Genomic DNA, 25959 nt, shown 5'->3' with positions numbered 1-25959 from the left:
CTGGTTGTGAGTCTGTGGGCGTTGCCCCGGCTACTACTACCCTGGTTTGGAGAAGAAAATACCTTTTTGATGGTGGCGGATCTTGCTTGGCTGCCACTTTGCGCCTGGTTCCTCGCCAAGCCCATCATCATCGCCCGACAATGGCGCAACCTCTTCTTTGTTCCATTACTGCTGGTATTGACGCTGCTCAACGGAACAAGCTGGATATGGCACGGCGAGTGGGCCACCCTAGAACATTTGTTGATCACCACGGTATTGTTGTTCACCACCCTGATTGCCGTGATGGGAGGACGGGTCATTCCCTTCTTTACCGCCAGAGCCACTGGTTTGGATAAAGCGGTTCCGCTGGTGTGGCTGGAACGTGGCGCGCTCGCCTCTTTGTGGTTGCTCCTGTTGATCTGGCTACTCTTTCCAAACCAGTGGACGGCCAGCGTTTATATGATGCCTCTATATATAGTGGCGGCAAGCTTGCACCTGTGGCGCCAGCTGCGCTGGCGGTTGCCTACAACCATGGGTCATCCCCTGCTCTGGTCGTTGCATCTCGCCTATCTGTTCATTCCTCTGGGCTTGCTCGCACTCGCGGCTCAAGCTGCCGGGATGTCCATTAGCCTTTCCTTGGCCAGCCACCTGCTTAGTGCAGGCTGTCTGGGCACCATGATCCTGGGCATGATCGCTCGGGTTTCTCTCGGCCATAGTGGTCGCGCCTTGCAGGTGGGACGCCGTATCCACAGTGCTTTTGTCCTGATCATTGCGGCAGCGCTGTTGCGGGTGCTCGTTCCGCTGCTTTGGCCTGCTTACACCCTGCATGGCTGGAACTTGAGCGGCCTGGCCTGGAGCCTGGCTTATGGCTTGTTTGTCTGGGTGTATGTCCCCATCCTGACCAGCCCCAGAGCAGATGGCCGCCCGGGGTAATCGCCCGGAAAATTTTTCATGACCGATTCACCGGATAGTGGATCAGGTTATGAAAGATTGCGGGAGCCACCCCCAGATTGCGATAACCGTGGGGGGAGTCGGCCGCAAACCGAACCGCCTCCCCCTGGGTCAGCGAGCGCCACTCCCCTTCCACCAGCACCTCCATCACGCCACTGATGACGATGACATGCTCGGTCACCCTTGGCTCATGGGGGTCGGATTCACGCTGATAGCCAGGTAACAGAGTCAATTCAAGCAACTCGAAACCAAACCGGCTCTCATAGGGAAAGAGAGGAGCAACCTGCATTCCCTCCCCCGCCGGCTGCTGACGGATGGCATCGGCAGTACGATAAAGCGCCTCTCCCTGAGTAACCGGAGCGGGTTCGATAAAACTGGAGAAGGAAACCCGAAAACCGGTGGCAATCTTCCACAGGGTCGCCACCGTGGGGCTGGACTCTCCCCGCTCGATCTGCCCCAGCATAGCCTTGCTGACTCCGGTCTCCCGCGCCGCTACATCCAGGCTCCAACCCAGCTCACTGCGCAACCCCCTCAGGCGATGGGCCAGATGCTGATTTATCTCTTGCATGGTTACCCCTCTATAGATCCTGCGTAATTCGATTGTGCGCTATAACGCACAACGATATAGTTGGCGACATATTGTACGCTATAACGCACAAACCGACAGGAGTCACCCATGCCCTTCGCGCTTTCCCATATAGTGGCAGGCTTTATTGCCGTGATGGTCGGCTATACCAGCTCCGTCATCCTGATCATTCAAGCGGCAACGGCAGCCGGGGCGGATGCGGCTCAGGTCTCCTCCTGGCTATGGACGCTCGGTATCGGCATGGGGATTAGCTGTATCGGTCTCTCTCTTTATTACCGCATCCCCGTGCTCACAGCCTGGTCCACCCCGGGGGCAGCCCTGCTGATCACCAGTCTCGGCAACTTTACTCTGGCTGAGGCCATCGGTGCCTTTATCATTTCCTCTCTGTTGATCACCCTGTGCGGCATCAGTGGCTGGTTCGATCGGCTGATGCGCCATATTCCAGCCCCACTGGCCGCCGCCATGCTGGCCGGGGTATTGCTCAGATTCGGTCTGGATCTGTTCAAGGTTGCTCCGCAGGCTCCCTTGCTGCTTGGCTCATTGTTGCTGGCTTTTTTGCTGGGCCGCCATCTTTGGCCCCGTTACACCATGGTGCTGGTACTGATGAGCGGGATAGCGATCTGTGCTTTGCGAGGAGAGCTGCAACTTGGCGACGTGCACTGGCAACTGGCCACTCCGGTCTGGATCTCGCCGACTTTCTCCCTCGATGCCCTGCTTGGCATCGCTCTGCCGCTGTTTATCGTCACCATGACCTCCCAGAACATGCCCGGGATAACTATCTTGCGGGCTCATGGCTATCAACCAGCGACCTCTTCTCTTATCAGCTGGACTGGCCTGACCGGCCTGCTGCTCGCCCCCTTCGGGGGTTACGCTTTCAACCTGGCAGCCATCACGGCCGCGATTTGCATGGGAAAAGAGGTGGATCCGGATGCCAACCGCCGCTGGCCGGCTGTCGTCTGGGCGGGCTGCTTCTATCTGCTGACCGGTTGCTTCGGCGCCACGGTCGCGGCTCTGTTTACCGCCTTCCCTGCGACACTCATCACCTGCGTGGCTGGCTTGGCGCTGCTTGGCACTATAGGCAGCAGCCTGCACACGGCGTTGCAACACGATGAGGCACGAGAAGCGGCCCTGCTCACTTTCATCATCACGGCATCCGGCATCAGCCTGCTCGGTGTCGGCGCCGCCTGTTGGGGACTGCTCGTCGGGTTTGGCCTGCACCTGCTCCAGTCACAGCCGCGGGGTCGCGTAAAGCAGTAAACCAGGCAAAGAACACGGACACACCTGGTAACACCAACCAGCCAGGTTGATCTCAGGAGTCCAGATCATCACTTCATAGCACCTGCCGGATGGTGGCCGACCGCCATAACAAAAACAGCCAATGAGAGACTCATTGGCTGTTTTGATCTTGCATCTGTTGTATCAGGCTTGTCCTTTCGGCCTGACCCCCAGGGTATGGCAGATGGCATAGGTCAGTTCGGAGCGGTTCAGGGTATAGAAGTGGAAATCTTTCACCCCTTCCTGACTCAACACCCTGACCTGGTCGATGGCGATACTGGCCCCGACCATGTTACGGGTCATCTGGTCATGCTCCAGCCCCTCGAAACGCTGGTGCATCCAGCGCGGGATCTTCACGTTGGTAAACCCGGCAAACTTGGCCAACGTCTGGTAGTTGGAGACCGGCAGGATCCCCGGCACGATTTCGGCGTCGATGCCGATGGCAGCACAGCGATCGCGAAAACGCAGGTAGGTCTCCACGTCGAAGAAAAACTGGGTGATGGCACGGTTGGCCCCCGCATCTATCTTGCGCTTGAGGTTGAGCAGATCCGACTGCGCACTTCTCGCTTCTGGGTGCCCTTCCGGATAAGCCGCTACCGAGATATCGAAATCGGCCTCGGATTTGAGCAGGGCAACCAGGTCGGTGGCATACATGTCCGGCTTGTCGACCCCCTGAGGCAGGTCACCACGCAGCGCCACTATGTGGCGGATGCCGCTATTCCAGTAATCACGAGCGATGGAACGCAACTCATCACGGCTGGCATCGATACAGGTCAGATGCGGCGCCGCGATGAGGCCGGTGCGCTCCTTGATGTCCTTGATCACTTTGTGGGTGCGATCCCGAGTGCCGGAGTTGGCGCCATAGGTCACGGAGACGAACTTGGGTTCCAGCACTTTCAGGCGCTCGATGGATTGCCACAAGGTATTTTCCATTCCTTCGCTATTGGGCGGAAAAAACTCGAAGCTGACCGATATATCGCCATTCAAATCCGCCAGACTCTGGTTGAGCGCCTCAACCTGACGTGCACTGTGAAATCCCATCTGCTCTTCTCCCTGTCCTGCAATCCATCTGTGTACGTCAAAACGGATGTTTGGACGTCTAAACGTCTCTATTTTTATGAGCAAAGCGTCCCAAAGTCAACTCTGATTTGTCACTCTTCCACTCGGGCCGTCCCATATTTACAAAATTAACGGTAAGTAACCCCCTGACCCCATCCCAAAATCACCAAGGTCGAGTTATGATGAAGCCGGATCGTCCTGGACGTTCTGAATCTGCGTGTGATTGTTTGGCCGGAGATTTCTCCGGCCCCTTTTCTTCCCCCCACTCTTGCCGATAACAGATTGAATCTTTGCAGGAGTATCACCATGGACACCCACCCCGGCTTTGCCACGGATCTGCTGTTCGACCGCTATCAGGGCGAAGTCACCCGGCATGACGAGTTCTGGGCCGTGCGTACTCCGGATGCCCCCGACTACTACTTCGGCAATTATCTGCTGCTCCCCACCCCTCCCAGTGACAGGGACAAGGGCTGGCTCGAAGCCACCTTCGATCAACTGATCGGCCAGGATCCCAGGATCCGTCACCGCACTTTCCAATGGCCGCTGGCGGAAGGGCAAAACAGCCGGATCGCAGGATTCGTGACGACGGGTTATCAGTATCTGGAGTGTGTGGTGCTGGCTCTCGACGAGCAGAGCTGGCAACCAGTGATGCTTTCTCATCCGGGTCAGGAACTTCGTGCATTCCGGGCAAGCGACTGGCAGACATGGCTCGACTTCGAACTCCATGAGCGAGACATGAGTCATGACGAGGCCAGCTATCTCGCCTATCTGCACTCACGACAACGGCTTTACCAAGCCATGATCGCCGATGGACTCGGCGATTGGTGGGGGATCTGGCAGGAGGGCCAGTTGATCGCCAGCTGTGGCCTCTTCTTTACCGATACCATGGGGCGTTTCCAGCTGGTACGCACCCACAGGGCGTGGCGCAACAGAGGGCTATGCCGCCGGTTGCTCAGCCATGTGGCACGACAAGGGCTGAAGCGGGTAGAGCGGCTGATCATAGTGGCCGATGAGCACTACCACGCCCAGCGGATTTATCGCTCACTCGGATTCACTCCCGTGGCCCGTATCGGCAGCCTCTGCCGCTGGCCCTCCGATACCTGAACCGCCAGACTCGCCAATAAAAACGGGAGGCTGATGCCTCCCGTTTTCTGCACAATCAGAATCTACTGGTCATGCTCTACTGTTGCGGTGTTTCCAACTCGCTGGAAAGCGCCTGCTCGACGGCATCCTGCGCGGCAGGTTGCGGCGCTGTTTGCGTCGCAGTAACGGCACTTGTCTGAGTCACGCCGGTATCACACTGGCACTCCTGCCCTGTGGCCTTGCTGCCCTGATGGGGGGCATACCAACCTTTGAGCCCTTGTTCCAGTCGTTCGGCCGCCGCTTTGGGCTCCATTTTGCCCAGCAATACCGCCTGACTCACCTCGGCCAGCTCATCCCCCAGCTTGGGTGTGCCGCGAGAGAGGATCTGGGTAGCCACCCGTATGGTGGAATCACACTGATCCCGCCACTCCATCATCTCTCTGGCCGCCGGATTGGTGACCTCGAAGAAGTGGTTGGAGAGGGAGAAAAAGCCCGGCAACGCGTTGGTGTAGAGCTCGGCAAACTGGGGCGTAGTCAGCCACTGCAGGAATGCCATGGCGGCCTCCTTGTTTTTGCTCGCCGGGTTCATCCCCATGCCGATGTCGGTGTGATCGGTGAAGAAACAGCCAGCCCCCTGCTTGGCGACCGGCGGGCGCATGACGCCGAAATCGACCTTGCCGGTGAAGGGGGCTATCTCCCAGGAACCGGCCACATAAAAGGCGGCCTTGCCCGAGGTGAACAGCTCGTTGGTGGCAGCATAATCCCGACTCTCACCCCCTTCACCCAGATAGGGGCGCCAGCGAGCCAGCTCCTCGAACACCTTCACATAATGCGGGTTGTCGAACCGCTCGTTTCCGCCGATCAGCGCCAGGCGCCCGTCTTCCCCTTTCCAGTAGTTGGGACCAATGTTCTGGAAACCCAGTTCCGAGGAGACCCAGCTCTCGCCGCCGCTCATGGCCAGCGGCACATAACGGCCATCGGCCTTCACCTTGTCGAGCGCGGCGAAGAACTCGTCGCGGGTCTGCGGCAGGGTCAGCCCCAATTCACTGAAGATCTTCTTGTTGTAGAAAAAGCCGTGAATAACGGACGCCATGGGGACGCAAAACGTCTGGGCACCGGAGTCGGTCTGCCAGGGCGACTGGGCGAAGCTCGGGAAGTTCTCCATCCCCGCCATCTCGGTCAGCTCGGCCAGATGACCGGCCTTGAACAGCGCGAGAGAGTCATCAAACGGGCGGCAAGTGATGAGATCCCCCGCCTTGCCGGCCTTCAGGTTCTCCAACAAGGCAGGCATATAGTTGACATTTTGCACCGGATGAAACGTCACCTTAATCCCCGGATGCGTCGCTTCGAACGCCGGGATGATCTTCTGCTCCCACAGCGCCTTGTCATCGGCACGCCAGCTCTCGATCACCAGCTCGCTGGCCATCAGCTGGCCACACAACAGGAGACTCAGGGCTCCAATCCACTTGTTAGCCATAAGCCCTCCTAGACCTTGAAATGTGCGATAAGTTGTTGCTGCTTGGCGACCAGATCCGCCAGCACTTCACTGCTGCTGGCTGACTCCCGGGCCTCCCGTTCCGTCTCGTAGGCCACATCGGCAATGCCGGCGATATGGCGAGCCACCCCCTGGCTGACGGAGATCTGCTCCTGGGCGGCATTGGCTACCTGATCCGCCATCGATTTGATGGCGCTCATCCGATCGGCGATGGATTGCAGTGCCGCATCCATCTCGCGGGTCTGCTCAACGCAGCTATGGGTCTGCTCCTGGCTGCGCCCCATCACTTCCACCACATGCTTGCTGGAGCTCTGCAAGTTTTCGATCATGCTCTGGATCTCCTCGGTCGAGGTCTGGGTCCGGTTAGCCAGTGCCCGTACCTCGTCGGCCACCACGGCAAAACCGCGACCGGCATCGCCAGCCCGGGCCGCCTCAATGGCCGCGTTCAACGCCAGCAGGTTGGTCTGCTCGGCGATGCTGCGGATCACGTCGAGAATGCTGCCGATGTTGTTGCTGAATTCCCCCAGCTTGTAGGTGATTCCGACCGCCTCTTCCATGGCGCTGGCCAGCTGTTCTGTGATGCGACGGGTGGTCGCTACTTTCTGGCGGCCGCTTCTGGCCTCCTCATCGGCCAGATCCACCTCATGTTTGGTACCATCGGTGGAACGGGCCACCTCAGTGGCACTCACCTCCAGCTCGGTGATGGCAGCCGCCACCTGATCGGTCTGGCTCTTCTGATCCTGTACCCGGGACATGGCCCGTTCGCTGATTTCGGCGGCGCGGCTCGCCTCCTCCACCAGATGACGGGAACCCGCATTGATCTGGGAAAGCAACTCTCCGGTCTTGCCCGCCAGCGTGTCGATGGAGCGGGAAAGGCTGCCAAACTCGCAACTGCTGCGGTAATTGATGCGGCGGGTCATGTCCCCGGCCGCCATGTACTCCAGCTCCCGGTTGATCATCTGCAACGGACGCTGAATACTGCGTGCCGTGGTGTAACCGATGAGCAGCGCCGCAGCCGCCGAGACGGTGGCCACGATCAGGATCCAGAAACTGGCGCTGCTGACGGCGGCATCGGCATTGACGCGGCTCTCGCTGGCAATGGAACCGGCCGACTGGCCCATTTCGTCCAGCAGGCTCAGGCTGCTGGCCAGGCTGGCATCCAGTTGCTGGTTCAGACTGACCAGCGCCAGCTCCAGTTGTTGTGCCTGACGCATGGTGGCCAGCAAACCTTGCGGGCCCAGTGCCAGCTCCTGCATCCGATCCAGATTGGTCACGAAACGCTGCTTCACATCATCCGGCACCAGCACGCGTTCCAAGCGCTTGCGGGCCATCTCGATGTCCTTGCTGAGCACCTTTTCCAGCTCATTGAGATCCGTCTTGGCATCGGCCCGGCGAATATTCTTCAGATCCCGTGCGATACCCGAGGTGATGAGCTCGGCTTTGTTGCGCATGGAGCGCTTGCTGGCACTCTGCTGCAACAGCAGATCGGCGGCCCACTGATAGGTGTCCTCGAGCCGGATAAACTCCAGCTGCAATTTGTGCCGCTGCGCCAAGGCATCGACCCACTTGCCATGCTGGGCCAGTACCTGTTCCGCCAGGCTATAAAACTGGCCGGTCGCACTCTCTACCTGCCGGAAGCGAGCACGCGCCTCCGCCACTTCGGTAAACTTGCCCATCTCCTGGCTCAGCTGGGTGAAACGGGCTTGCTGCTCCTTGAACTGGTTGGCGAACTGCGGCAGTTGGGCGGCATCTTCACTGGTGCGATAAACCAGCACCCAGCGATTGCTCTCTTGCAATGCCCCCTTGAGATTGGCCACCGCCACCACCAGGGGGGTCGCCCGATCGGAGACGGCGGAGAGACCGTCATTGATACCCTTGATTTTAAAGGTGCTGATCACACCAAGCAGGATCAGCAACAGCAGCATCAACACAAATCCGGCGATGATCCGCTGCACAATAGATAAACCCATGGAGACATCCTCGCTCGTGGGGAAAGGTAAAGTGAACATAGTCACTATCGGCAGAAACGGCGCATTATAGAGGGAGGAGAGGAGCTATTTTATTGATCTGCCGAGGCTAATTAATCATTTTGTAATTAATGGCAGACATAAAAAAGCCCGGACCGAGCCGGGCTGAAAGGAGACGTGCTTAGCTATATATCTGCGGCATTACGCCATCAGAATCCGGTTATTAGAAGCGGTAGCCGACGCCGACCATAAAGACCATGGGATCGATATTGGTCTTGAAGGTGCCGACACCTTCAACATTGACATCAGTATCAAGATCCATAATCCAGGCCGAACCGTTTACAAACCAGCGGTCGGTAATCGCCATATCAATGCCGACTTGACCAGCCAGGCCCCAGGAATCGTCAAGGTTGATATTGGCGCCATCAAGAGCCCCTACTCCTTTCTCATCAAAGAAGGTGGTGTAGTTCACACCAACCCCGATGTATGGACGAACTTTGCTCTGGGCATCGCCAAAGTAATATTGGCCCATCAGTGTCGGAGGGAGATGTTTAACCTTGGCTATCTCACCCAGGCCAGGAGTGCTGACCTTGTGGGAGAAAGGAGTAGCAGCCAGCAACTCGACGCCCCAGTTGTCAGTGATCATGTAGCTCAGAGTCAGTCCCAGCTGCGTGTCATTCTTGATGTCAAATTCACCTTTGCCCAATACGTCATCGCTGCTCTCTTGAGGAGAAACTACCGCGACACCACCACGCACCAGAATATCGCCAGCCTGGTGTGCCATGGCGAAGGGAGAGATCAGGGCTGCTGCAATCATCAGAGGAAGAATCTTTTTCATCACTAAGTCCTTTTTTTGTTGTCATTCGATGCTGTAAGCGTGCTGACTATAAAAGCTTGTAAGTGCATGGTTATTGATTTGGGACAAATGTTAAGCAGAAATAGATTGATTGGCATGGCATCTTTATTGGCAAATTTTCGTTGCCGTCACACTATTTGCGACACACCAGCCATCACTCACACGACTTTATTTCGCCCGTCTAATTGCGACTAAATATGCCGAATTGAGGCATCTTATCCATTTTGCGGAATAAACAATTAACAGTTGTGTGCAAGGCCTGACGAGCGTATTTTTGTGGCACGCAAGTTACTGGAAAGTAATTATTTATTTATGAAGAATGAGTCGAGATGGCAAAAGGTGGGGGCATTTCTCGCCGCCGTGTGGGGGATAGGATCCTTTCTCTTTATCCTGATCGGTTTTATCGTCGCCATGGCTTATCTGGTACTGGTGCGACAGGGCTGATCCCGGAACGCCAGCCTGTTCAGCTGCAGATGATCGCCATCGACAATCTGCTCGGGAGTCAGCGCGATCGCATCTGGTGGCAAGGTTCCCGTGTAACCCTGCCACTGGTTGCGCCCTTCCTGCTTGGCACGATAGAGAGCCATATCCGCCAACTTGAAGCTATGGCTCCAGAAGCTGTCGACCATCGAAGGGTGTAACGGATAACGGCAATATCCCAAGGAAACCGTCAGCCAGAGCGGTGTCTCTTCCCTGCCGAAACGGTGACTGGCGACGCGCAGCCTGAGCCGTTCCACCCACAGCGCAATCTCGCATTCGTCTTCGACTTGCAACAACAGCAGAAACTCTTCTCCCCCCAGCCGGACGATCGGCCCGACATCGGTTGTCACCAGCTTTCTGAGCAGCTCAGCCAACTGTTGCAGCACCAGATCCCCGACGTCGTGACCAAATTTGTCGTTGATCCGCTTGAAGTGATCGAGATCCAGCAGCAACAGCGTACAGGGTTCAGCCCTGTGATCCTGTAACCACCCCTCCAGGTAACGGCGGTTGAAACAACGGGTCAGAGGATCCGTAAAGGCCGCCATCTCCATAAGGTTGGATCTGGCCAACAACTCATCGTGTTGCTGACTCACCTTGCCGGCCATTTCACGCATCTTGCTGCTGAGAGTCGCCAACTCGGTACTGCTGTCGATATGGGGGATCTGCGCCACATCCGGCTTGTCGCCAAAACGCTGCAACGCCGTCATCAGCTGATGCAGAGGGGTCAGCACTATGCTCTTCAACCTGTGCATGGCGAGCAGCATGCACAGCGCACTCACGACCAGCATGCCGGCAAACGTCAGCAAGGCCCCCTCCAGGGTAGCTTGCAGCACCTTCCGCTCCTCTTCCAGCACCAGGGTCACCACCGGCTGGCCAGCATTGTTGAGCAGACGCCCCTCACCACGAACCCGTTGCAGGCCAAGATCGATGAGGCGATAGGTCATCTGCGCCTGCAGTGGCTGAAAACCCGTCTCCCCCTCACCCTGGCGAGCGGGGACAATCATGATCGGCAGTGCGGTACGTTCGGAAATCTGCTCGATGTAGGGACGATCCAGCCAGCGCAATGCCAGCAGAAAACCGTTGGGCGTACCGCTGCCATCGCTGAGGTGGATAGGCTGCCAGGAGAAGATGAGGGGCCCCCACAGGGAATTCCGGATCCCGTGCAGATTGACCGTGCCTTGCGCCAGGGAGTCCTGACGCAGCTGACGTTTCAGATCATCGAGGAAATTGGGCAACTCGGTCGCCGTGGTACCGGAGTCGTTATTTTCCGGCAACTGGGTGTGGGTCCAGATCTCGTTCCCCTGAAGGTCCATGTAGCTGATCAGGTTGAGACCGAAATCCCGCATCGGCATGTCGCTGAGCAGATTGGCCTCGATATAGTCACGGTTGTGATGGGTGATGAAGTAGTAACTGTCATCCCAGATCCCCCAATCCCGGGTAAAGGCATCCACCGCTCTGATATCGAGTTGAATCGCCTTGAGCACGCGCACCAGATGCTCTTTCACCCGCTGCTCTTCGATACGGGTGGCGGCCGGTACTTGCGTCAGCGCGATCAACACCAGCAACATCAAGATGGCCCCAACCCAGATGGGGATCATGGAATATGCCAGCAGATGATCGAGGGAGCGGGGAGATCTGGTCATACGTCACCATGTAGTTGCCAATGGCAGTTCAGTAGCCTGTCGGCATTGAAATGCCTCTTTCAATCTAGTGGATTTGATAGCAGAGAGGAGCCGATGGCCCCTCTCTCATTACGCAGTTTATTTCGCCAGCATCGGCCCTAAAAAACGTGCCGTGTGGGATTCCTTGTTGGCGCAGATCGCCTCCGGCGTACCGGTGACCAGGATGCGGCCGCCCCCCGAGCCCCCCTCCGGGCCCAGATCGACAATCCAGTCGGCGGTTTTGATGACGTCCAGGTTGTGCTCGATGATGACGATGGTGTTGCCGCGATCCCGCAGCTGGTGCAGCACCTTGAGCAGCTGCTGGATGTCGTGGAAGTGCAGGCCGGTGGTGGGCTCGTCCAGGATATAGAGGGTCTGGCCGGTGTCGCGCTTGGAGAGCTCCCGCGCCAGCTTGACCCGCTGCGCCTCACCCCCCGACAGCGTGGTGGCCGACTGGCCGAGCCGGATGTAGGAGAGGCCCACGTCCATCAGGGTCTGCAGCTTGCGCGCCACTGCCGGCACCGGATCGAAGAAGGCGCGGGCGTCCTCCACCGTCATCTCGAGGATCTCGTGGATGTTCTTGCCCTTGTACTTCACCTCCAGGGTCTCGCGGTTGTAGCGCTTGCCCTTGCAGACATCGCACGGCACGTAGACGTCCGGCAGGAAGTGCATCTCCACCTTGATGACCCCGTCCCCCTGGCACGCCTCGCAGCGGCCCCCTTTCACGTTGAAGGAGAAGCGGCCCGGCTGGTAGCCGCGCGAGCGCGCCTCCTGGGTGCCGGAGAGCAGCTCGCGGATCGGGGTGAACAGGCCGGTGTAGGTGGCCGGGTTAGAGCGCGGGGTACGGCCGATGGGGCTCTGGTCGATGTCCACCACCTTGTCCAGGAGCTCCAGCCCCTCGATGCTGCGGTAGGGCGCAGGGGTCGACTCGGTCGCCTTGTTCAGTTCACGGTGGGCGATGCGAAACAGGGTGTCGTTGATCAGGGTCGACTTGCCGGAGCCGGAGACGCCGGTAACGCAGGTCATCACCCCGATCGGCAGATCCAGGTTGACGTTACGCAGGTTGTTGCCGCTCGCCCCCTTGAGTTTCAGCCACTTGCCGGTGAGCGGCGTGCGCTCTGCCGGAATAGCGATCTGCTTGCGACCGGAGAGGTAGTCACCGGTCAATGACTCGGGGTTCGCAATGATCTCCGCCGGTGTCCCTTGGGCGACGATGGCGCCGCCGTGCACCCCGGCCCCCGGGCCGATATCGAGCACGTGGTCGGCGAGGCGAATGGCGTCCTCGTCGTGCTCCACCACGATCACCGTGTTGCCGAGATCGCGCAGGTGGGTCAGGGTCTTGAGCAGCCGCTCGTTGTCGCGCTGGTGCAGGCCGATGGAAGGCTCATCCAGCACATACATGACCCCCACCAGACCGGCCCCGATCTGGCTGGCCAGCCGGATCCGCTGGGCCTCGCCGCCGGAGAGGGTCTCGGCGCTGCGCGACAGGCTCAGATAGTTGAGGCCGACGTTCACCAGGAAGCCGAGCCGCTCGACGATCTCTTTCAAGATCTTCTCGGCGATCTGGGCACGCTGGCCGGTCAGGGTCAGGCCGGCGAAGAAGGTGAGGGCGTCGCCGATGGAGTCGTCGGCAATGGCCGGCAGGTTGCGGTTCTCGATGAAGACGTGGCGCGCCTCTTCCCGCAGCCGGCTACCGCCGCAGCTGGCGCAGGGCTTGTTGGCGATGTATTTGGAGAGCTCTTCGCGTACCGCGTTGGACTCGGTCTCCCGGTAGCGGCGCTCCATGTTGTGCAGGATCCCCTCGAACGGGTGCTTGCGCACCACCACGTCGCCGCGGTCGTTCATGTAGCGGAACTCCACGTCGCCGCGCCCGGAGCCACGCAGGATCACCTCCTGCACCTTGGGCGGCAGATCCTCCCAGGGCGCCTCCAGATCGAAGTCGTAGTGCTCGGCCAGGGATTTGAGCATCTGGAAGTAGTAGAAGCTGCGCTTGTCCCAACCGCGGATGGCACCACCGGCCAGGCTCTGGCCCGGATCGTGGATCACCTTGTCCGGATCGAAGTACTGCTGCACCCCGAGACCGTCGCAGGTGGGGCAGGCGCCGGCCGGGTTATTGAAGGAGAAGATGCGCGGCTCCAGCTCCGAGACCGAGTGGCCGCACTCGGGGCAGGCGAAGTTGGCCGAGAAGGTCAGGGTCTCCCCCTCCTCACCGTCCATGGGCGCCACCAGCACAATGCCGCCGGAGAGAGTCAGGGCCGTCTCGAACGACTCGGCGAGGCGCTGCTGCAGATCGTCACGCACCTTGAAGCGGTCCACCACCACCTCGATGGTGTGCTTCTTCTGCAACTCCAGGGCCGGGGGATCCGAGAGATCACACACCTCCCCGTCGATGCGGGCGCGGATATAACCCTGGGCCGCCAGGTTCTCCAGCAGCTTGACGTGCTCCCCCTTGCGGTTGCGCACCACGGGGGCCAGCAGCATTAGCTTGGCGCCTTCCGGCTGGGCTAGCACCTGATCCACCATCTGGCTGATGGTCTGGGCGGTGAGCGGGATGCCGTGGGTCGGGCAGCGCGGCTCGCCGACCCGGGCAAACAGCAGACGCAGGTAGTCGTAAATCTCAGTGATGGTGCCGACCGTGGAGCGCGGGTTGTGGGAGGTGGACTTCTGTTCGATGGAGATGGCCGGTGAGAGCCCCTCGATGTGGTCCACGTCCGGCTTCTCCATCAGGGAGAGGAACTGGCGGGCATAAGCGGAGAGCGACTCCACATAGCGGCGCTGCCCCTCGGCATAGAGGGTATCGAACGCCAGGGAGGATTTGCCCGAGCCGGAGAGGCCGGTGACCACGATCAGCTTGTCGCGGGGCAGGGTCAGGTTGATGTTCTTGAGGTTGTGGGTGCGGGCACCCCGGACCACGATCTTTTCCATCTTGTTGCACGCTCGATACACAGACCAGAGCGAGCCAGTATGGCACAGAGACTACTGGATGAATAGACAGGCATTATCTATCGCGGTTATCCTTTTTGACGATAAGCGGCCACGCCGGAGCGGGTTGTCAACAGAGACCCTTCACCCGTCGCCTGACCTGCGAGTACGCTCGCAGGAGGATGCGCAGGGGCGCATCAGCTGTTACTATTGTGCGCTAAACCTGTGCCAGGTAATCAGCGATCATCAGCCTGACTGCTACAAGGGTTATAGAAAACCATGTTGTTCAATGCGATAACAGCATGGCACAGATAAAAATCGCGGAACTCATTTGGTTGGCCCAGGCTTGCTGCCTGGCCGGAATATAAAGGTGGAAGAGAGATTATGGCCAGTCGAGGCATCAATAAAGTCATTCTGATCGGTAACCTCGGGCAAGACCCGGAAGTACGCTACATGCCGAGTGGCGGTGCTGTGACCAACATTACCCTGGCCACCTCTGAAACCTGGCGCGACAAGCAAACCGGCGAGCAGAAAGAGCGCACCGAATGGCACCGTGTCGTCTTCATGGGCAAGCTGGCCGAAGTCGCCGGCGAATACCTGAAAAAGGGTTCCCAGGTCTATGTGGAAGGCAAGCTGCAAACCCGCAAATGGCAGGATCAGAGCGGCCAGGAACGCTACACCACCGAAGTGCTGGTCGACAGCTTCAGCGGCGTGATGCAGATGCTGGGTGGCCGTCCGCAAGGCGCCGGTCAGGGTATGGGTGGCCAGAACCAGGGTGGCTGGGGCCAGCCGCAGCAGGCCATGCAGCAGCCGATGAACCAGCAGCGTCCCGCTCCGCAGCAGAACATGCAGCAGGGTGGTTACGGCCGTCCGGCTCAGCAGCCCCAGTCAGCTCCGCCGGTCTATAACGAGCCGCCGATGGATTTCGACGACGATATTCCGTTCTAAAATGAAGCAATGCAAAAGCCCTGCCTAGCCAGGGCTTTTTTTGAGCTGCCAGTAAGCAGAATTTTGCCAGTTTAAGGCACTCCTACCAGATTGATGTATCGACAGGATCGTTCGTACGAGGTGCGATGAAGCTGATTATCCATGTCCTGCTGTTGCTGATCGCCCTTGCCCCCGGATGCCTGCTGGCAAAACCTCTCAGGGTCGGAGTCAGTTTTGCCATTCCTCCCTATGTCATCGAAGGGGAAAAGCGTGGCATAGAACTGGATCTGCTGACGCAAGCCTTTACCGGCACCCGATACCAGCTTCAGTTCGAATTTCTGCCGCTGGAGCGCACCTTTCGCATGTTCAAGTCCGGCAAACTGGATGCCATCATCAACGTCAAACCAGGCATGATGGATAGCCGCTTCCTGACCCAGCCTGTCATCACCTTTCATAACCGGGTCTTTACCCTGTACGACCACCCCGTCACCACCCTGGATGAGCTGCGACACCTGAGAGTCACCTCTTTTCAGCGCGCAAAAGTCATCCTGGGAGAAGACTTTGCCACCATGGTCAGCCAGAACCCCCGCTATGAAGAGGTTGCCAAGCAGCAAGGCCAGGTACACCAGCTGCTGCGTGGCAGAGTCGATGCCATCGTGCTGGAAGAGCGGGTGTTCTACTACTATCTGGACCAGCTGATCACCCATCCTCATTCTGGCGAACGCTATCAACGGGCCCAGATCAACCAGGCGGATCTGTTCCCTCCCACCATCTATCACTTTGCGTTTCGCTCACCCGACACACGGGAATTGTTTGACCGCCAGCTCGCAGCCATGAAGCAGGATGGTCGCTATCTGAAAGTATTCGAGACATACGGCGCCACACCCTGACGCACAAACATAAAAGCCAGCCCATCACAGGCTGGCTTTGTACTGGCTCCGGAGGAACAACAGCAAGAGGAGCGTTACTTCATTGCGCTGCCATTTTTCAGCTCGGCTTTTTGCCGCTTGGCTTCGCGTTTTTCCTTCAGTGACATCTGCGGTTTTTTCTTGGCATCTTTGCCGTTGTGATGTTCTTTGTTACTCATCATCAAACTCCAAAAATGTTACCCAGACAGTTGGTCCCGTGAGGGCGCCAGCATGTCATCCGAATCATCAACATCAGTACGCTTGGTGCGATGGCGCAAGGCCATCACCAGAGCCAGCATACCCCCGCCATGCCCCGGGATCCAGCCCGGTTTCCGCGCAAACATGCCGCTGCGACAATTTTCCGATCGATCTGTTCTGGCAATAAAAAAACGCGATTAACGATCGTCATTTTGATATGACACCGCCAAATAATTTATATGCATTTTCCAGATGAAATATATGTGACTGCAAAGAACAATATTTTAATAAGCATTCTCACTATCACCGGAAACATAATATTACAAAGTGGCACGGATTATTTGGTGGCTGAAATATATAATGCACCACTTTGCAAATGCCGTTATTGAGTCAGGAACCCGAATCATGTCCCGAAAATCTCGCGCAGCCCTGGTCTCCGTCTGTTCCAATATCAGCCTGATCATCATGAAGCTGGTGGCCGGTCTCATCAGCGGGTCGGTCAGCATCATCTCGGAAGCCATTCACTCGGCCATGGATCTGGTCGCCGCCCTGATCGCCCTGTTTGCGGTGAAGAAATCGGATCTGCCCCCCGACGAGCACCACCCCTATGGTCACGACAAGATTGAAAATGTCTCCGGCGTCATTGAAGCACTGCTGATCCTGCTGGCCGCAGGCTGGATCATGGTTGAAGCCATCGGCAAGCTGCTCAACCCCTCCCCCATAGAGAGCATCGGCTGGGGTGTGCTGGTGATGGTGCTCTCGGCTCTGGTCAACAGTGTCGTTTCGGCATACCTCTACAAGGTGGCCAGAGAAGAGGAGTCCGTCGCCCTGGCTGCCGATGCCCTTCATCTCAAGGCCGACGTGCTCACCTCGGCCGGCGTGGCTGCCGGGCTTGGCGGTATCTGGCTGGCCAGCCTGTTTGGCTACTCTCTTGCCATCCTGGATCCCCTGGTGGCCATCGGTGTCGCGCTGTTTATCGTCAAGGAAGCCATCGCCATGCTGATGGAAGCCTTTCACCCCCTGATCGATCGCAGCATGAGTCCCGAGGAATTGGCGATGACCAGCCGCATCATCACCGACTGCTGCCCACCGGGTGCCGATTTTCACGATCTGCGCAGCCGCCGAGCGGGTCGTCGTCGCCATATCGATTTTCACCTCACCCTGCCGACCACCATGAGCATCGGCGAAGCCCACACCATCTGTGACCGGATAGAGGAGGCCATCATGCAGCAGCTGCCGCACGCCATCGTATTGATCCACGTCGAACCTGATGAACAGAGCGGGGCTCTCGCGGCAACCCCCTGCTGATGGTCCTATCAGGCGGAGCTGGGTTTCTTACTGCCTTGCTCCCGCCTGTTCGCCCTTCCACTTCATTTCTGCGCAAATGATCCGCCACTCCCTTTGACAGGAAAAATGAGATGTGATGGCATTTCTCGAAAATGCAAGAACATTATCAATTGTCTCTATGCGATTGAAAAATATCATCTTTGTGACGCGACCAAGGAAAACTTGCTGTTACATATGTGCGATTTCAAGATAAAGTTTGCTTTAGAAATGGGAGAGTGTTTTAATCCTTCACGATGGTTCGGCAGTTCAGACCTGTTTATGTTAGGCAGACATTTTAGTAAAGCAGTGATTACAATAGGCGTTATCTTTATAATTCCTGTCAAATAATTCTCCTTCTTTAGTGCTCCCCATACGTATTGCTGACGAATAATCACCGACTGCCGTAATGGCATTTCAAACACTATTTAAAGAGAAATTATTATGTCTAACAAAGTGACTGGTACCGTTAAGTTCTTCAACGCCGAGAAAGGTTTTGGTTTCATCTCCCCGGTTGACGGCAGCAAGGACGTGTTCGTTCACTTCTCCGCCATCCAGTCCAACGGTTTCAAAACCCTGGAAGAAGGTCAGCGCGTAGAGTTCACCATCGAACAAGGCCAGAAAGGCCCGGCAGCTGCCAACGTCGTTGCCCTGTAATTCAGGTCAAACCGTCTGGCGATGACTCATGCCATTGGCTGAGTACACTGCAAGCATTGAAAAAACCCGCCTTGGCGGGTTTTTTGTTATCCATATGTCACTCCTTTAACCTCTCACCAGACAACCGGCATCACACATGCCTCTCCTGCTCGAGTCGCTTTGGCCCGAAAAAAATCCCGAATGGCTCCTTATGTGGAGATCTTGACGAAAATTTCGGGTTATCCGCTGCATTTGCTGCAATTTCTTGCTATTTTGCGCGCCACCAACGCAAACGATTTCCTTCACACTTTCAGGATTAGTTATGGCAAAGCAAGATATGGCCGCCCAATCAGGGAACGGCGGCTTTCTGGACTCTTATTTTTCCATTTCTGCGCGCGGCAGTAGCGTGCGTCAGGAGCTGGTCGCGGGGCTGACCACCTTCCTGGCCATGGTCTACAGCATCATAGTGGTGCCGAACATGCTGGGTGCCGCCGGCTTCGAGCAGGGTCCCGTCTTCGTGGCTACCTGCTTGATCGCCGCCTTCGGCTCCCTGCTGATGGGTCTGTGGGCCAAGCTGCCCATGGCCATCGGTTGCGCCATCTCCCTCACCGCCTTTACTGCCTTCAGCCTGGTGCTGGGGCAAGGGCTGAGCATTCCGGTGGCGCTGGGCGCCATCTTCCTGATGGGGGTGCTGTTCACTCTGATCAGCGTCACCGGCGTGCGTCAGTGGATCCTGGACAACCTTCCCTCCGGCATCGCCCACGGTACCGGCATCGGGATCGGCCTGTTCCTGCTGCTGATCGCCACCAACGGCGTCGGCATGGTGATCAAGAACGAAGGGGCCGGTCTGCCGGTCCAGCTCGGTGAAGTGACCGCCTTCCCCGTCATCATGACGGTGCTGGGTCTGGCCGCCATCTTCGGCCTGGAGCGCCGCAAGGTGCCGGGCGGCATCCTGATGGTGATCATCGCCATCTCCATCCTCGGCCTCATATTCGACCCGAAAGTGACCTGGCAGGGCTTCTTCGCCATGCCGAGCCTGACCGGCGAGAAAGGCTCTCTGGTAGGCAGCATGGATCTGCTGGGCGCCCTCAACCCGGTGGTCATCCCCACCGTGCTGGCACTGGTGATGACAGCCGTATTTGACGCCACCGGCACCATCCGTGCCGTAGCTGGCCAGGCCGGCCTTATCAACGAGCGCGGCCACATCATCAGTGGCGGCAAGGCACTGACTGCCGACTCCGTCAGCAGCATGGTGGCAGGCGCCGTCGGTGGTGCACCGGCCGCCGTCTACATTGAATCGGCCGCAGGCACCGCCGCCGGTGGCAAGACCGGCCTGACCGCCACCCTGGTTGGCGTGCTGTTCCTGCTGATGATCTTCCTCTCTCCGCTGAGCTATCTGGTGCCGGCTTACGCCACCGCACCGGCCCTGATGTACGTGGGTCTGCTGATGCTGGGCAACGTCACCAAGCTGGACTTCAGCGATTCGGTCGATGCTCTCTCCGGCATGCTGTGCGCCGTCTTTATCGTGCTGACCTGCAACATAGTCACCGGCATCATGCTGGGCTTCGTGGCGCTGGTGATCGGCCGCCTGTTTGCCGCCGAGTGGAAAAAGCTCAACATCGGCACCGTCATCATCGCCGTGGCGCTGGTGATCTTCTACGCCGGTGGCTGGGCCATCTAATACCTCCGGTTATCGAAAAGGGCTCCTGCGGGGGCCCTTTTTCGTGGTTGTGACCCGGCTAACATTTCCCCTTCATTCCAACCGTCGGCGTTTCAGTTTGAAACGACAAGCGCCCTCAGGCTGTTTCAGATCCGAACCGTAACGGCCGTCATTTTTCTCCCGCTTTCTCTCGCTAGACTGGCTCCACCAACCATTTGCCCACCATGCGGTGGCAAGCCAAGGAGTGAGCCATGAAGAAACTGATCAATGCCGTCGATGCCGTGGTCCGTGAACAACTGATGGGGATGGCTGCCGCCCATCCCGAGCTCAAGGTCCGTATCGAACCCCACTACATCACCCGCGCCGATGCCCCCGTACAGGGCAAGGTGGCGCTGGTCTCCGGCGGTGGCAGCGGCCACGAGCCGATGCACGGCGGTCTGGTGGGCAAGGGCATGCTAGATGGTGCCTGCCCCGGCGAGATCTTCACCTCGCCCACGCCGGATCAGATGTATGAGTGTGGGCAGGCGGTCGACGGCGGTGCTGGCGTGCTGTTTCTGGTGAAGAACTACACCGGCGACGTGCTCAACTTCGAGACCGCGGTTGAGCTGCTGCACGGTGACGGGGTCAAGGTGGGCTTCGCCCTCATCGATGACGACGTGGCGGTCAAAGACAGTCTCTACACCGCAGGCCGTCGCGGCGTCGCCACCACAGTGCTGTGTGAAAAACTGGTAGGTGCCGCCGCCGAGGCGGGCTATGACCTGGCGCGCAGCGAGGCACTGGCCCGCCGCATCAACAATCAGAGCCGCACCATTGGGGTGGCCATGCACGCCTGCACAGTGCCGGCCGCCGGCAAGCCCTCCTTCACCCTGGCGGACAACGAGGTGGAGTTCGGGGTCGGCATCCATGGCGAGCCGGGCATCGAGCGCCGCCCCTTCACCGACCTCAACGCTCTGGTGGACGACATGTTCAAGGAGCTGACCGACAACCGCCCCTATGGCCGTACCCTGCGTCACTGGGATCGCGCCAGTGGCAGCTGGCAGGAGGAGCACACCTTTATCGAGCCGCTCAACAAGGGCGACCGGGTCATCGCGCTGGTCAACAGCCTGGGGGGAACCCCCATCTCCGAGCTCTACGGCGTCTATGGCCGGCTCGCCGCCCTGTGTGAAGAGGCGGGCATTCATCTGGTGCGCAACCTCATCGGTCCCTACTGCACCTCTCTCGACATGACCGGCATCTCCATCACCCTGCTCAAGGTGGATGATGAGCTGATGACCCTGTGGGATGCCCCCGTTAACACCCCCGCCCTGCGTCGCGGCTGCTAAGGAATGTCCATGTTAAGCAAGCATCAAATCGTCAACTGGCTGCTCGACTGCGAGCACATCTTCACCGATCAGCGCGACTACCTGACCGCGCTTGATACCGACATCGGCGATGGGGATCACGGCCTCAACATGCAGCGCGGCTTTGCCAAGGTGGCCGAAAAGCTGCCAGCAGTGGCGGACAAGGACATCGGCCAGGTGCTGAAAACCACCGGCATGACCCTGCTCTCCTCCGTGGGGGGCGCCAGCGGCCCCCTCTACGGCACCTTCTTCATCCGTGCCGCGGCCAGCAGCGATGCCTGCCAGAGCCTGAACCTGAACCTGAACCAGCTTTGCAAGATGTTGAGCGACGGGGTGGAGGGGATCGTCTCCCGCGGTCGCGCCGAGCCGGGCGACAAGACCATGTGCGACGCCTGGTGGCCCGCCCTGGCTGCACTGCAACAAGCCGAGCAGCAGGCTCTGCCGCTGCCCGAGGCGCTGGACAAGGCGGTGGCAGCCGCCACTGCCGGCACCGAGTCCACCATACAGATGCAGGCCCGCAAGGGGCGCGCCAGTTATCTCGGCGAGCGCAGCATAGGCCATCAGGATCCCGGGGCCACCTCGACCCTGTTGCTGTTGACCGCCCTGCGTGACAGAGCGAGGTTGTAAACATGATAGGAATCGTAGTTGTCTCTCACAGCGCCACCCTGGCGGCCGGTCTGCAGGAACTGGCCGGTCAGCTGGGCAGCCCGGCCCGGTTGCGGCTGGCGGCCGGGGTCAATGACCCCGACCACCCCATCGGCACCGATGCCATCGCCGTGATGAGTGCGATCGAAGAAGCGGATGACGGCAGTGGCGTGCTGGTGCTGATGGATCTTGGCAGCGCTCTCTTGAGCGCCGAGACCGCCCTCGAGCTGCTGCCTCCCGAGCTGGGCGCCCGGGTGCGACTCTGCCCTGCCCCGCTGGTCGAGGGCACCCTGGCCGCCGTGGTGGCAGCCGGCTCCGGCCTCAGCCTGGACGAGGTGGCCACCGAGGCGCTGGGGGCCCTGGGCCCGAAACAGGCCATGCTGCCGACCAGCGCGCCCCAAGATACTGCCGACCCAACCCCGGCCGCCGAGCAGGGCTGGCTGCACTGCGAAGTGGTGGTAGAGAATGCCCACGGTCTGCACGTGCGCCCTGCAGCCCGTCTGGTGGCCAGCCTCAAGCCCTTCACCGCCGAGTTGAAACTGCAAAAGGGAGAGAAAGAAGCCAATCCCCGCAGCCTGACCCGGCTCGCCATGCTCGACGTACGCCAGGGGGATCGCCTGACCCTGCTGGCCCGCGGAGAGGATGCCGAGGCCGCACTGGCCTGCTTCCGGCAGCTTGCCGATGAGCGTTTCGGCGACTGACCGCCGCTCACCGGTCTGCTGTTTCAGGCGCCGTATCGGCCCGATTCGCCGCACATTTGGCGCCTTTTCAAGACGAGGTGCTCCGGGGCTATCCCCGGACACTTCGCCCCGATTCTCACAGAAAGAGGGATAGAAAATGGATCGCATCATCATCAGCCCCAGCAAATATGTACAAGGCAACGGGGCCCTCGCCAATCTCGGCAACTACGTCAAGGCGCTCGGCAGCAAGCCGCTCATTCTGGCCGATGCCTTCGTCACCAGACTGGTGGGTGACACGGTCTCCACCAGTTGCCACGGGGCCGGGATCCAGCCCGAGTTCGACTGCTTCAACGGCGAGTGCTCACGCCCCGAGATCGACCGGCTGCTGGCCCGCTGCAGCCAGACGCCCTTTGACGTCATCATCGGCATCGGCGGCGGCAAGACGCTCGATACCGCCAAGGCCGTCGCCTTCTACCAGAAACTGCCAGTGGTCATAGTGCCGACCATCGCCTCCACCGATGCCCCCACCAGCGCACTGGCGGTCATCTACACCCCACAGGGGCAGTTCAGCGAATACCTGATGATCCCGACCAACCCCGACATGGTCATCATGGATACCGGCGTGGTCTCCCGCGCGCCGGTGCGGCTGTTGGTCTCCGGCATGGGGGATGCGCTCTCCACCTACTTCGAGGCGCGCGCCAACAAGGTCTCCGGCTGCCAGACCATGGCCGGTGGCGCCTCCACCCTGGCGGCCCAGGCCATCGCCGAGCTCTGCTACCAGACCCTGCTGGCCGATGGTTACAAGGCCAAGCTGGCGGTGGAACAGGGGCTCTGCACCAGAGCGGTGGAGAACATCATCGAGGCCAACACTTATCTCAGCGGCATCGGCTTCGAGAGCAGTGGTCTCGCCGCCGCCCACGCCATCCACAACGGTTTGACCCAGCTTGATGAGTGCCATCACCTCTACCACGGCGAGAAGGTGGCGTTTGGTACTCTGGTGCAACTGGTGCTGGAGAATGCCCCCATGGCGGAGATCGAGACAGTGCTGGGTTTCTGCCTCTCGGTGGGCCTGCCGACCAACCTGCATATGATGGGAGTCAAGGAGCTGGATATGGCACGCCTGATGGACGTGGCCAAGGCCTCCACCGCCGAGGGCGAGACCATCCACAACATGCCGTTCAAGGTCACTGCGGAAGATGTGCTGGCGGCCATCGTCACCGCCCACCAACTGGGGCTGTAACGACACGCTGGCCATATGAAGAGGCCCCGCCATTGCGGGGCCTTGTTGTTTTGCGCCTTTCCGGTGGCACAGACCGATGCACAGCCGTTACCCGTGGTAGTCGGCGGGATCGATACCGAGGGTTTTTAGCCGCCGCCAGAGGGTAGTGCGGCCTATGCCAAGCTGCCTGGCCATCAGACTGACCTGCCCCTTGCAGGCGTGAGCGGTGCGCAGGATGGCCTGGCGCTCCAGCTCGGCCAGGGTAAGCAGCGGCTGCCCCACCACCTCGTCTTCAACCAGCCGATAGCCATGACGAATGGCGGCCGGCAGCGCCTCCGGCGGGATCTGCGCCTGGCTGGAGTGAAGCAGGGCATGCTCGATGGCGCTGCGCAGCTCCCCCAGATTGCCGGGCCAGGAATAGGCCAGCAGACAGTCGAGGGCCGCCGGGCTGAAGTGGCGCACCGGCTCACGCCCCTGCGCCGCCAGCTGCTGGCTGATAAGCCCGGGCAGATCCGCCGTGCGCTCCCGCAGGCTCGGCAACCAAAGCTCGCACGCCTGCAGGGCATAGAGCAGCTGACGGCCGAAACTCCCCTCCTGCACCTTCTGCTCCAGCGGGGCGCTGCTGGTGGCGATGATCCGCACTTTGAGCGGCAACACGCGAGCCGAGTCGAAACGCTGGATGCGACCTGTCTTGAGCAACTGCAGCAGGGCCGCCTGCATGGGGGCAGGCAGAAACTCGATCTGTTCCAGCACCAGCGTGCCGCCGTGGGCCAGCTCGAACTTGCCGGCCCGCTCCTGCCCCGCTTCGTCGGAGCCCATCAGCTCCAGCGCCATCCGCTCGCTCGGCAGTGCCTGACAATTGAGGGTGACAAGAGGGCCGGCGGCCCGATCGCTGCCGAAATGGATGGCCTCGGCCAGCTGGGCCTTGCCCACCTCCTCCTCGCCGCGCAGCAGGACTGGCCCCTGCCCCTGAGCCGCCTGACGGGCGTAGCGCAGCAGTTTGCGCATGGCGCTCGACTCCCCCACCAGCGCCGACAGCTCGGGCACCGTCTGGCGCAACTGATGGATGGCGCGCAGCCTGTCGACAGGATGGAGCAGGACGATAAAGCTGACCCCATCCGGCCCGGGCAACGGCTTGAGACTCACCAGCGCATTGATGAACTCCCCTGTGCTCGTGCGCTCCAACGTCACCTCCACGTGGCTGAGCGGCGTCTGCCCCTTGATGGCGAGTTGCAGTCGCTGGGGCAGCAGCAGGTGCTGCTCCAGCGGCTGGCCGAGGCAGAGATCCGGGTCGAGCCGCAGCCGCCTGGCCGCCAGGGCGTTGAGGTAACGCAGCCGGCCCTGGGGATCCCAGGCCAGCACGCCGTCATCCATGCCATCGAGCAGGGCGTAAAGCTCGCTCAGATGGTGCTGGGACTCCTGCATCAGGCGCTCCGCCTGCAGCAGATGGGCCAGTTCGCGGCCGGCACTGACGGTGAGCGCCAGATCCCCCGCCGTCGCCGCCTCCACCTTGCAGATCAGGGCAACGATGGCGACCTGGCGGCCATTGCTGTTGTAAACCGGGCTGGCGCAGCAGTGCCACGGGTGCAGGGTGTGGTTGAAATGCTGAGAGCCGCTGACGCAGAGCGGCATCCCCTCCAGCGCTGCCAGATTGATGGCATTGGTGCCGATGCGCCCCTCGCAGAAGAAGGCGCCGGGGCCAAAACCCAGCGCATCGAGCGCCTTCAGGGTCTCGCCGTGGCCGGTGCGGGCCAGCAGGCAGCCGCTCTCGTCGGTGAGCAGCAGGGCGCAGGGGCGTTCTTCCATAAATTCGTAGAGATCTTCGAGGGCCATCTCGCCGGTGGTGAGCAGCTCCCGCTTGCGCTGACGCAGGCTTTGCAAAGTCTGCCCCCTGGCGCAGTGAGGCGGGTGCCAGAGTGTCGCGCTGGTCTGGTGGGCACAGCGCAGCCAGGAGGCCTGCAGATAGTCAGGCCAGGGCTGCAGTGGCTGAAGGTCAGATGGCATGGTCACAGCAATATCCGGCAAGATGTTAGCCGACCATTTAACCACGCCAGCGCCCCCGATTCAGTGACCTGCCGCAGAGGGTGGTAACCCCGTCCTTATCCCGGT

At 59.8% G+C, this 25959-nt stretch carries 21 protein-coding genes (1 of these 21 cut by a window edge); 12 read left to right on the top strand and 9 right to left on the bottom strand.

Annotated elements, in window-relative coordinates; translation table 11 throughout:
• On the top strand, positions 1 to 912 hold the 3' portion of the coding sequence (locus tag MRK42_RS02325; protein WP_354688874.1) for an NnrS family protein. 285 nt of this gene lie to the left of the window's left edge; the window shows 912 of its 1197 coding nt (coding positions 286-1197); its start codon lies beyond the left edge, outside the window; it ends in the stop codon at positions 910 to 912.
• Positions 913 to 928: 16 nt separating this feature from the next.
• On the opposite strand, the gene MRK42_RS02320 is transcribed toward MRK42_RS02325, so the two are convergent.
• Positions 929 to 1498, bottom strand: coding sequence for an XRE family transcriptional regulator (locus MRK42_RS02320; protein ID WP_354688873.1), 570 nt, complete (start codon positions 1496 to 1498; stop codon positions 929 to 931).
• A gap of 108 nt (positions 1499 to 1606) precedes the next feature.
• Between MRK42_RS02320 and MRK42_RS02315 the strand changes: the two genes are divergently transcribed.
• Positions 1607 to 2773, top strand: coding sequence for a benzoate/H(+) symporter BenE family transporter (locus MRK42_RS02315; RefSeq protein ID WP_354688872.1), 1167 nt, complete (start codon positions 1607 to 1609; stop codon positions 2771 to 2773).
• A gap of 162 nt (positions 2774 to 2935) precedes the next feature.
• On the opposite strand, the gene metF is transcribed toward MRK42_RS02315, so the two are convergent.
• A complete protein-coding gene (gene metF / locus MRK42_RS02310) occupies positions 2936 to 3832 on the bottom strand; it encodes a methylenetetrahydrofolate reductase (protein ID WP_026456938.1) in 897 nt (298 codons plus the stop codon).
• A gap of 324 nt (positions 3833 to 4156) precedes the next feature.
• Between metF and MRK42_RS02305 the strand changes: the two genes are divergently transcribed.
• The gene (locus tag MRK42_RS02305) at positions 4157 to 4954 is read left to right on the top strand and encodes a GNAT family N-acetyltransferase (protein WP_225633462.1); all 798 of its coding nucleotides are present in this window, start codon (positions 4157 to 4159) and stop codon (positions 4952 to 4954) included.
• Positions 4955 to 5030: 76 nt separating this feature from the next.
• On the opposite strand, the gene MRK42_RS02300 is transcribed toward MRK42_RS02305, so the two are convergent.
• The 5 genes from MRK42_RS02300 to uvrA all read right to left on the bottom strand — a co-directional run bounded on the left by MRK42_RS02300 (position 5031) and on the right by uvrA (position 14317).
• Positions 5031 to 6410: an ABC transporter substrate-binding protein gene (locus tag MRK42_RS02300; RefSeq protein ID WP_354688871.1), complete on the bottom strand. Its 1380-nt coding sequence runs from the start codon at positions 6408 to 6410 to the stop codon at positions 5031 to 5033.
• A gap of 8 nt (positions 6411 to 6418) precedes the next feature.
• Positions 6419 to 8398 carry a methyl-accepting chemotaxis protein gene (locus MRK42_RS02295; protein WP_216993153.1) on the bottom strand — a complete coding sequence of 660 codons (1980 nt, stop codon included), beginning with the start codon at positions 8396 to 8398 and terminating at the stop codon, positions 6419 to 6421.
• Positions 8399 to 8618: 220 nt separating this feature from the next.
• Entirely contained in the window at positions 8619 to 9233 is a 615-nt protein-coding gene (gene ompW, locus MRK42_RS02290; protein ID WP_354688870.1) for an outer membrane protein OmpW, read from the bottom strand.
• 434 nt (positions 9234 to 9667) lie between these two features.
• Positions 9668 to 11374, bottom strand: coding sequence for a diguanylate cyclase (locus MRK42_RS02285; protein WP_354688869.1), 1707 nt, complete (start codon positions 11372 to 11374; stop codon positions 9668 to 9670).
• A 117-nt stretch (positions 11375 to 11491) separates the two neighbouring features.
• Positions 11492 to 14317 carry an excinuclease ABC subunit UvrA gene (gene uvrA, locus MRK42_RS02280; protein WP_354688868.1) on the bottom strand — a complete coding sequence of 942 codons (2826 nt, stop codon included), beginning with the start codon at positions 14315 to 14317 and terminating at the stop codon, positions 11492 to 11494.
• A 381-nt stretch (positions 14318 to 14698) separates the two neighbouring features.
• Between uvrA and MRK42_RS02275 the strand changes: the two genes are divergently transcribed.
• Both MRK42_RS02275 and MRK42_RS02270 read left to right on the top strand, forming a co-directional pair.
• On the top strand, positions 14699 to 15262 hold the full coding sequence (locus tag MRK42_RS02275; RefSeq protein ID WP_354688867.1) for a single-stranded DNA-binding protein: 564 nt from the start codon (positions 14699 to 14701) through the stop codon (positions 15260 to 15262).
• A gap of 125 nt (positions 15263 to 15387) precedes the next feature.
• The gene (locus tag MRK42_RS02270) at positions 15388 to 16131 is read left to right on the top strand and encodes a transporter substrate-binding domain-containing protein (RefSeq protein ID WP_042029081.1); all 744 of its coding nucleotides are present in this window, start codon (positions 15388 to 15390) and stop codon (positions 16129 to 16131) included.
• 74 nt (positions 16132 to 16205) lie between these two features.
• On the opposite strand, the gene MRK42_RS02265 is transcribed toward MRK42_RS02270, so the two are convergent.
• Positions 16206 to 16328 carry a hypothetical protein gene (locus MRK42_RS02265; RefSeq protein ID WP_005306071.1) on the bottom strand — a complete coding sequence of 41 codons (123 nt, stop codon included), beginning with the start codon at positions 16326 to 16328 and terminating at the stop codon, positions 16206 to 16208.
• 424 nt (positions 16329 to 16752) lie between these two features.
• Between MRK42_RS02265 and MRK42_RS02260 the strand changes: the two genes are divergently transcribed.
• The 7 genes from MRK42_RS02260 to MRK42_RS02230 all read left to right on the top strand — a co-directional run bounded on the left by MRK42_RS02260 (position 16753) and on the right by MRK42_RS02230 (position 23871).
• Positions 16753 to 17655 (top strand): cation diffusion facilitator family transporter, encoded by a 903-nt coding sequence (locus tag MRK42_RS02260; protein WP_354688866.1) that lies wholly within the window; start codon positions 16753 to 16755, stop codon positions 17653 to 17655.
• A 459-nt stretch (positions 17656 to 18114) separates the two neighbouring features.
• A complete protein-coding gene (locus MRK42_RS02255; protein WP_026458175.1) occupies positions 18115 to 18327 on the top strand; it encodes a cold-shock protein in 213 nt (70 codons plus the stop codon).
• Between the two features lie 301 nt (positions 18328 to 18628).
• Positions 18629 to 19987 (top strand): NCS2 family permease, encoded by a 1359-nt coding sequence (locus MRK42_RS02250; protein ID WP_026458174.1) that lies wholly within the window; start codon positions 18629 to 18631, stop codon positions 19985 to 19987.
• Between the two features lie 230 nt (positions 19988 to 20217).
• Positions 20218 to 21288: a dihydroxyacetone kinase subunit DhaK gene (dhaK, locus tag MRK42_RS02245; protein WP_224210910.1), complete on the top strand. Its 1071-nt coding sequence runs from the start codon at positions 20218 to 20220 to the stop codon at positions 21286 to 21288.
• A 9-nt stretch (positions 21289 to 21297) separates the two neighbouring features.
• A complete protein-coding gene (gene dhaL / locus MRK42_RS02240; RefSeq protein WP_354688865.1) occupies positions 21298 to 21933 on the top strand; it encodes a dihydroxyacetone kinase subunit DhaL in 636 nt (211 codons plus the stop codon).
• 2 nt (positions 21934 to 21935) lie between these two features.
• Entirely contained in the window at positions 21936 to 22652 is a 717-nt protein-coding gene (gene dhaM, locus MRK42_RS02235) for a dihydroxyacetone kinase phosphoryl donor subunit DhaM (RefSeq protein WP_354688864.1), read from the top strand.
• A gap of 136 nt (positions 22653 to 22788) precedes the next feature.
• A complete protein-coding gene (locus MRK42_RS02230) occupies positions 22789 to 23871 on the top strand; it encodes a glycerol dehydrogenase (RefSeq protein ID WP_354688863.1) in 1083 nt (360 codons plus the stop codon).
• A gap of 87 nt (positions 23872 to 23958) precedes the next feature.
• On the opposite strand, the gene dhaR is transcribed toward MRK42_RS02230, so the two are convergent.
• Positions 23959 to 25854, bottom strand: a complete 1896-nt coding sequence (dhaR, locus tag MRK42_RS02225) for a dihydroxyacetone kinase operon transcriptional regulator DhaR (RefSeq protein WP_354688862.1) — start codon at positions 25852 to 25854, stop codon at positions 23959 to 23961.
• Positions 25855 to 25959 lie beyond the last annotated feature (105 nt).

The sequence above is a fragment of the Aeromonas sp. 19NY04SH05-1 genome (genome assembly GCF_040581895.1).
In the GTDB taxonomy this organism is placed as follows: domain Bacteria; phylum Pseudomonadota; class Gammaproteobacteria; order Enterobacterales; family Aeromonadaceae; genus Aeromonas; species Aeromonas enteropelogenes.
The sequence above is the reverse complement of the archived record's forward strand: the minus strand, read 5'-3'. Positions and strand labels throughout refer to the sequence as shown.

Coding starts and splice junctions, on each gene's coding strand:
- MRK42_RS02320 (WP_354688873.1), bottom strand. CDS start 1,498: ATGCAAGAGATAAATCAGCATCTGGCCCATCGCCTGAGGGGGTTGCGC.
- MRK42_RS02315 (WP_354688872.1), top strand. CDS start 1,607: ATGCCCTTCGCGCTTTCCCATATAGTGGCAGGCTTTATTGCCGTGATG.
- metF (WP_026456938.1), bottom strand. CDS start 3,832: ATGGGATTTCACAGTGCACGTCAGGTTGAGGCGCTCAACCAGAGTCTG.
- MRK42_RS02305 (WP_225633462.1), top strand. CDS start 4,157: ATGGACACCCACCCCGGCTTTGCCACGGATCTGCTGTTCGACCGCTAT.
- MRK42_RS02300 (WP_354688871.1), bottom strand. CDS start 6,410: ATGGCTAACAAGTGGATTGGAGCCCTGAGTCTCCTGTTGTGTGGCCAG.
- MRK42_RS02295 (WP_216993153.1), bottom strand. CDS start 8,398: ATGGGTTTATCTATTGTGCAGCGGATCATCGCCGGATTTGTGTTGATG.
- ompW (WP_354688870.1), bottom strand. CDS start 9,233: ATGAAAAAGATTCTTCCTCTGATGATTGCAGCAGCCCTGATCTCTCCC.
- MRK42_RS02285 (WP_354688869.1), bottom strand. CDS start 11,374: ATGACCAGATCTCCCCGCTCCCTCGATCATCTGCTGGCATATTCCATG.
- uvrA (WP_354688868.1), bottom strand. CDS start 14,317: ATGGAAAAGATCGTGGTCCGGGGTGCCCGCACCCACAACCTCAAGAAC.
- MRK42_RS02275 (WP_354688867.1), top strand. CDS start 14,699: ATGGCCAGTCGAGGCATCAATAAAGTCATTCTGATCGGTAACCTCGGG.
- MRK42_RS02270 (WP_042029081.1), top strand. CDS start 15,388: ATGAAGCTGATTATCCATGTCCTGCTGTTGCTGATCGCCCTTGCCCCC.
- MRK42_RS02265 (WP_005306071.1), bottom strand. CDS start 16,328: ATGAGTAACAAAGAACATCACAACGGCAAAGATGCCAAGAAAAAACCG.
- MRK42_RS02260 (WP_354688866.1), top strand. CDS start 16,753: ATGTCCCGAAAATCTCGCGCAGCCCTGGTCTCCGTCTGTTCCAATATC.
- MRK42_RS02255 (WP_026458175.1), top strand. CDS start 18,115: ATGTCTAACAAAGTGACTGGTACCGTTAAGTTCTTCAACGCCGAGAAA.
- MRK42_RS02250 (WP_026458174.1), top strand. CDS start 18,629: ATGGCAAAGCAAGATATGGCCGCCCAATCAGGGAACGGCGGCTTTCTG.
- dhaK (WP_224210910.1), top strand. CDS start 20,218: ATGAAGAAACTGATCAATGCCGTCGATGCCGTGGTCCGTGAACAACTG.
- dhaL (WP_354688865.1), top strand. CDS start 21,298: ATGTTAAGCAAGCATCAAATCGTCAACTGGCTGCTCGACTGCGAGCAC.
- dhaM (WP_354688864.1), top strand. CDS start 21,936: ATGATAGGAATCGTAGTTGTCTCTCACAGCGCCACCCTGGCGGCCGGT.
- MRK42_RS02230 (WP_354688863.1), top strand. CDS start 22,789: ATGGATCGCATCATCATCAGCCCCAGCAAATATGTACAAGGCAACGGG.
- dhaR (WP_354688862.1), bottom strand. CDS start 25,854: ATGCCATCTGACCTTCAGCCACTGCAGCCCTGGCCTGACTATCTGCAG.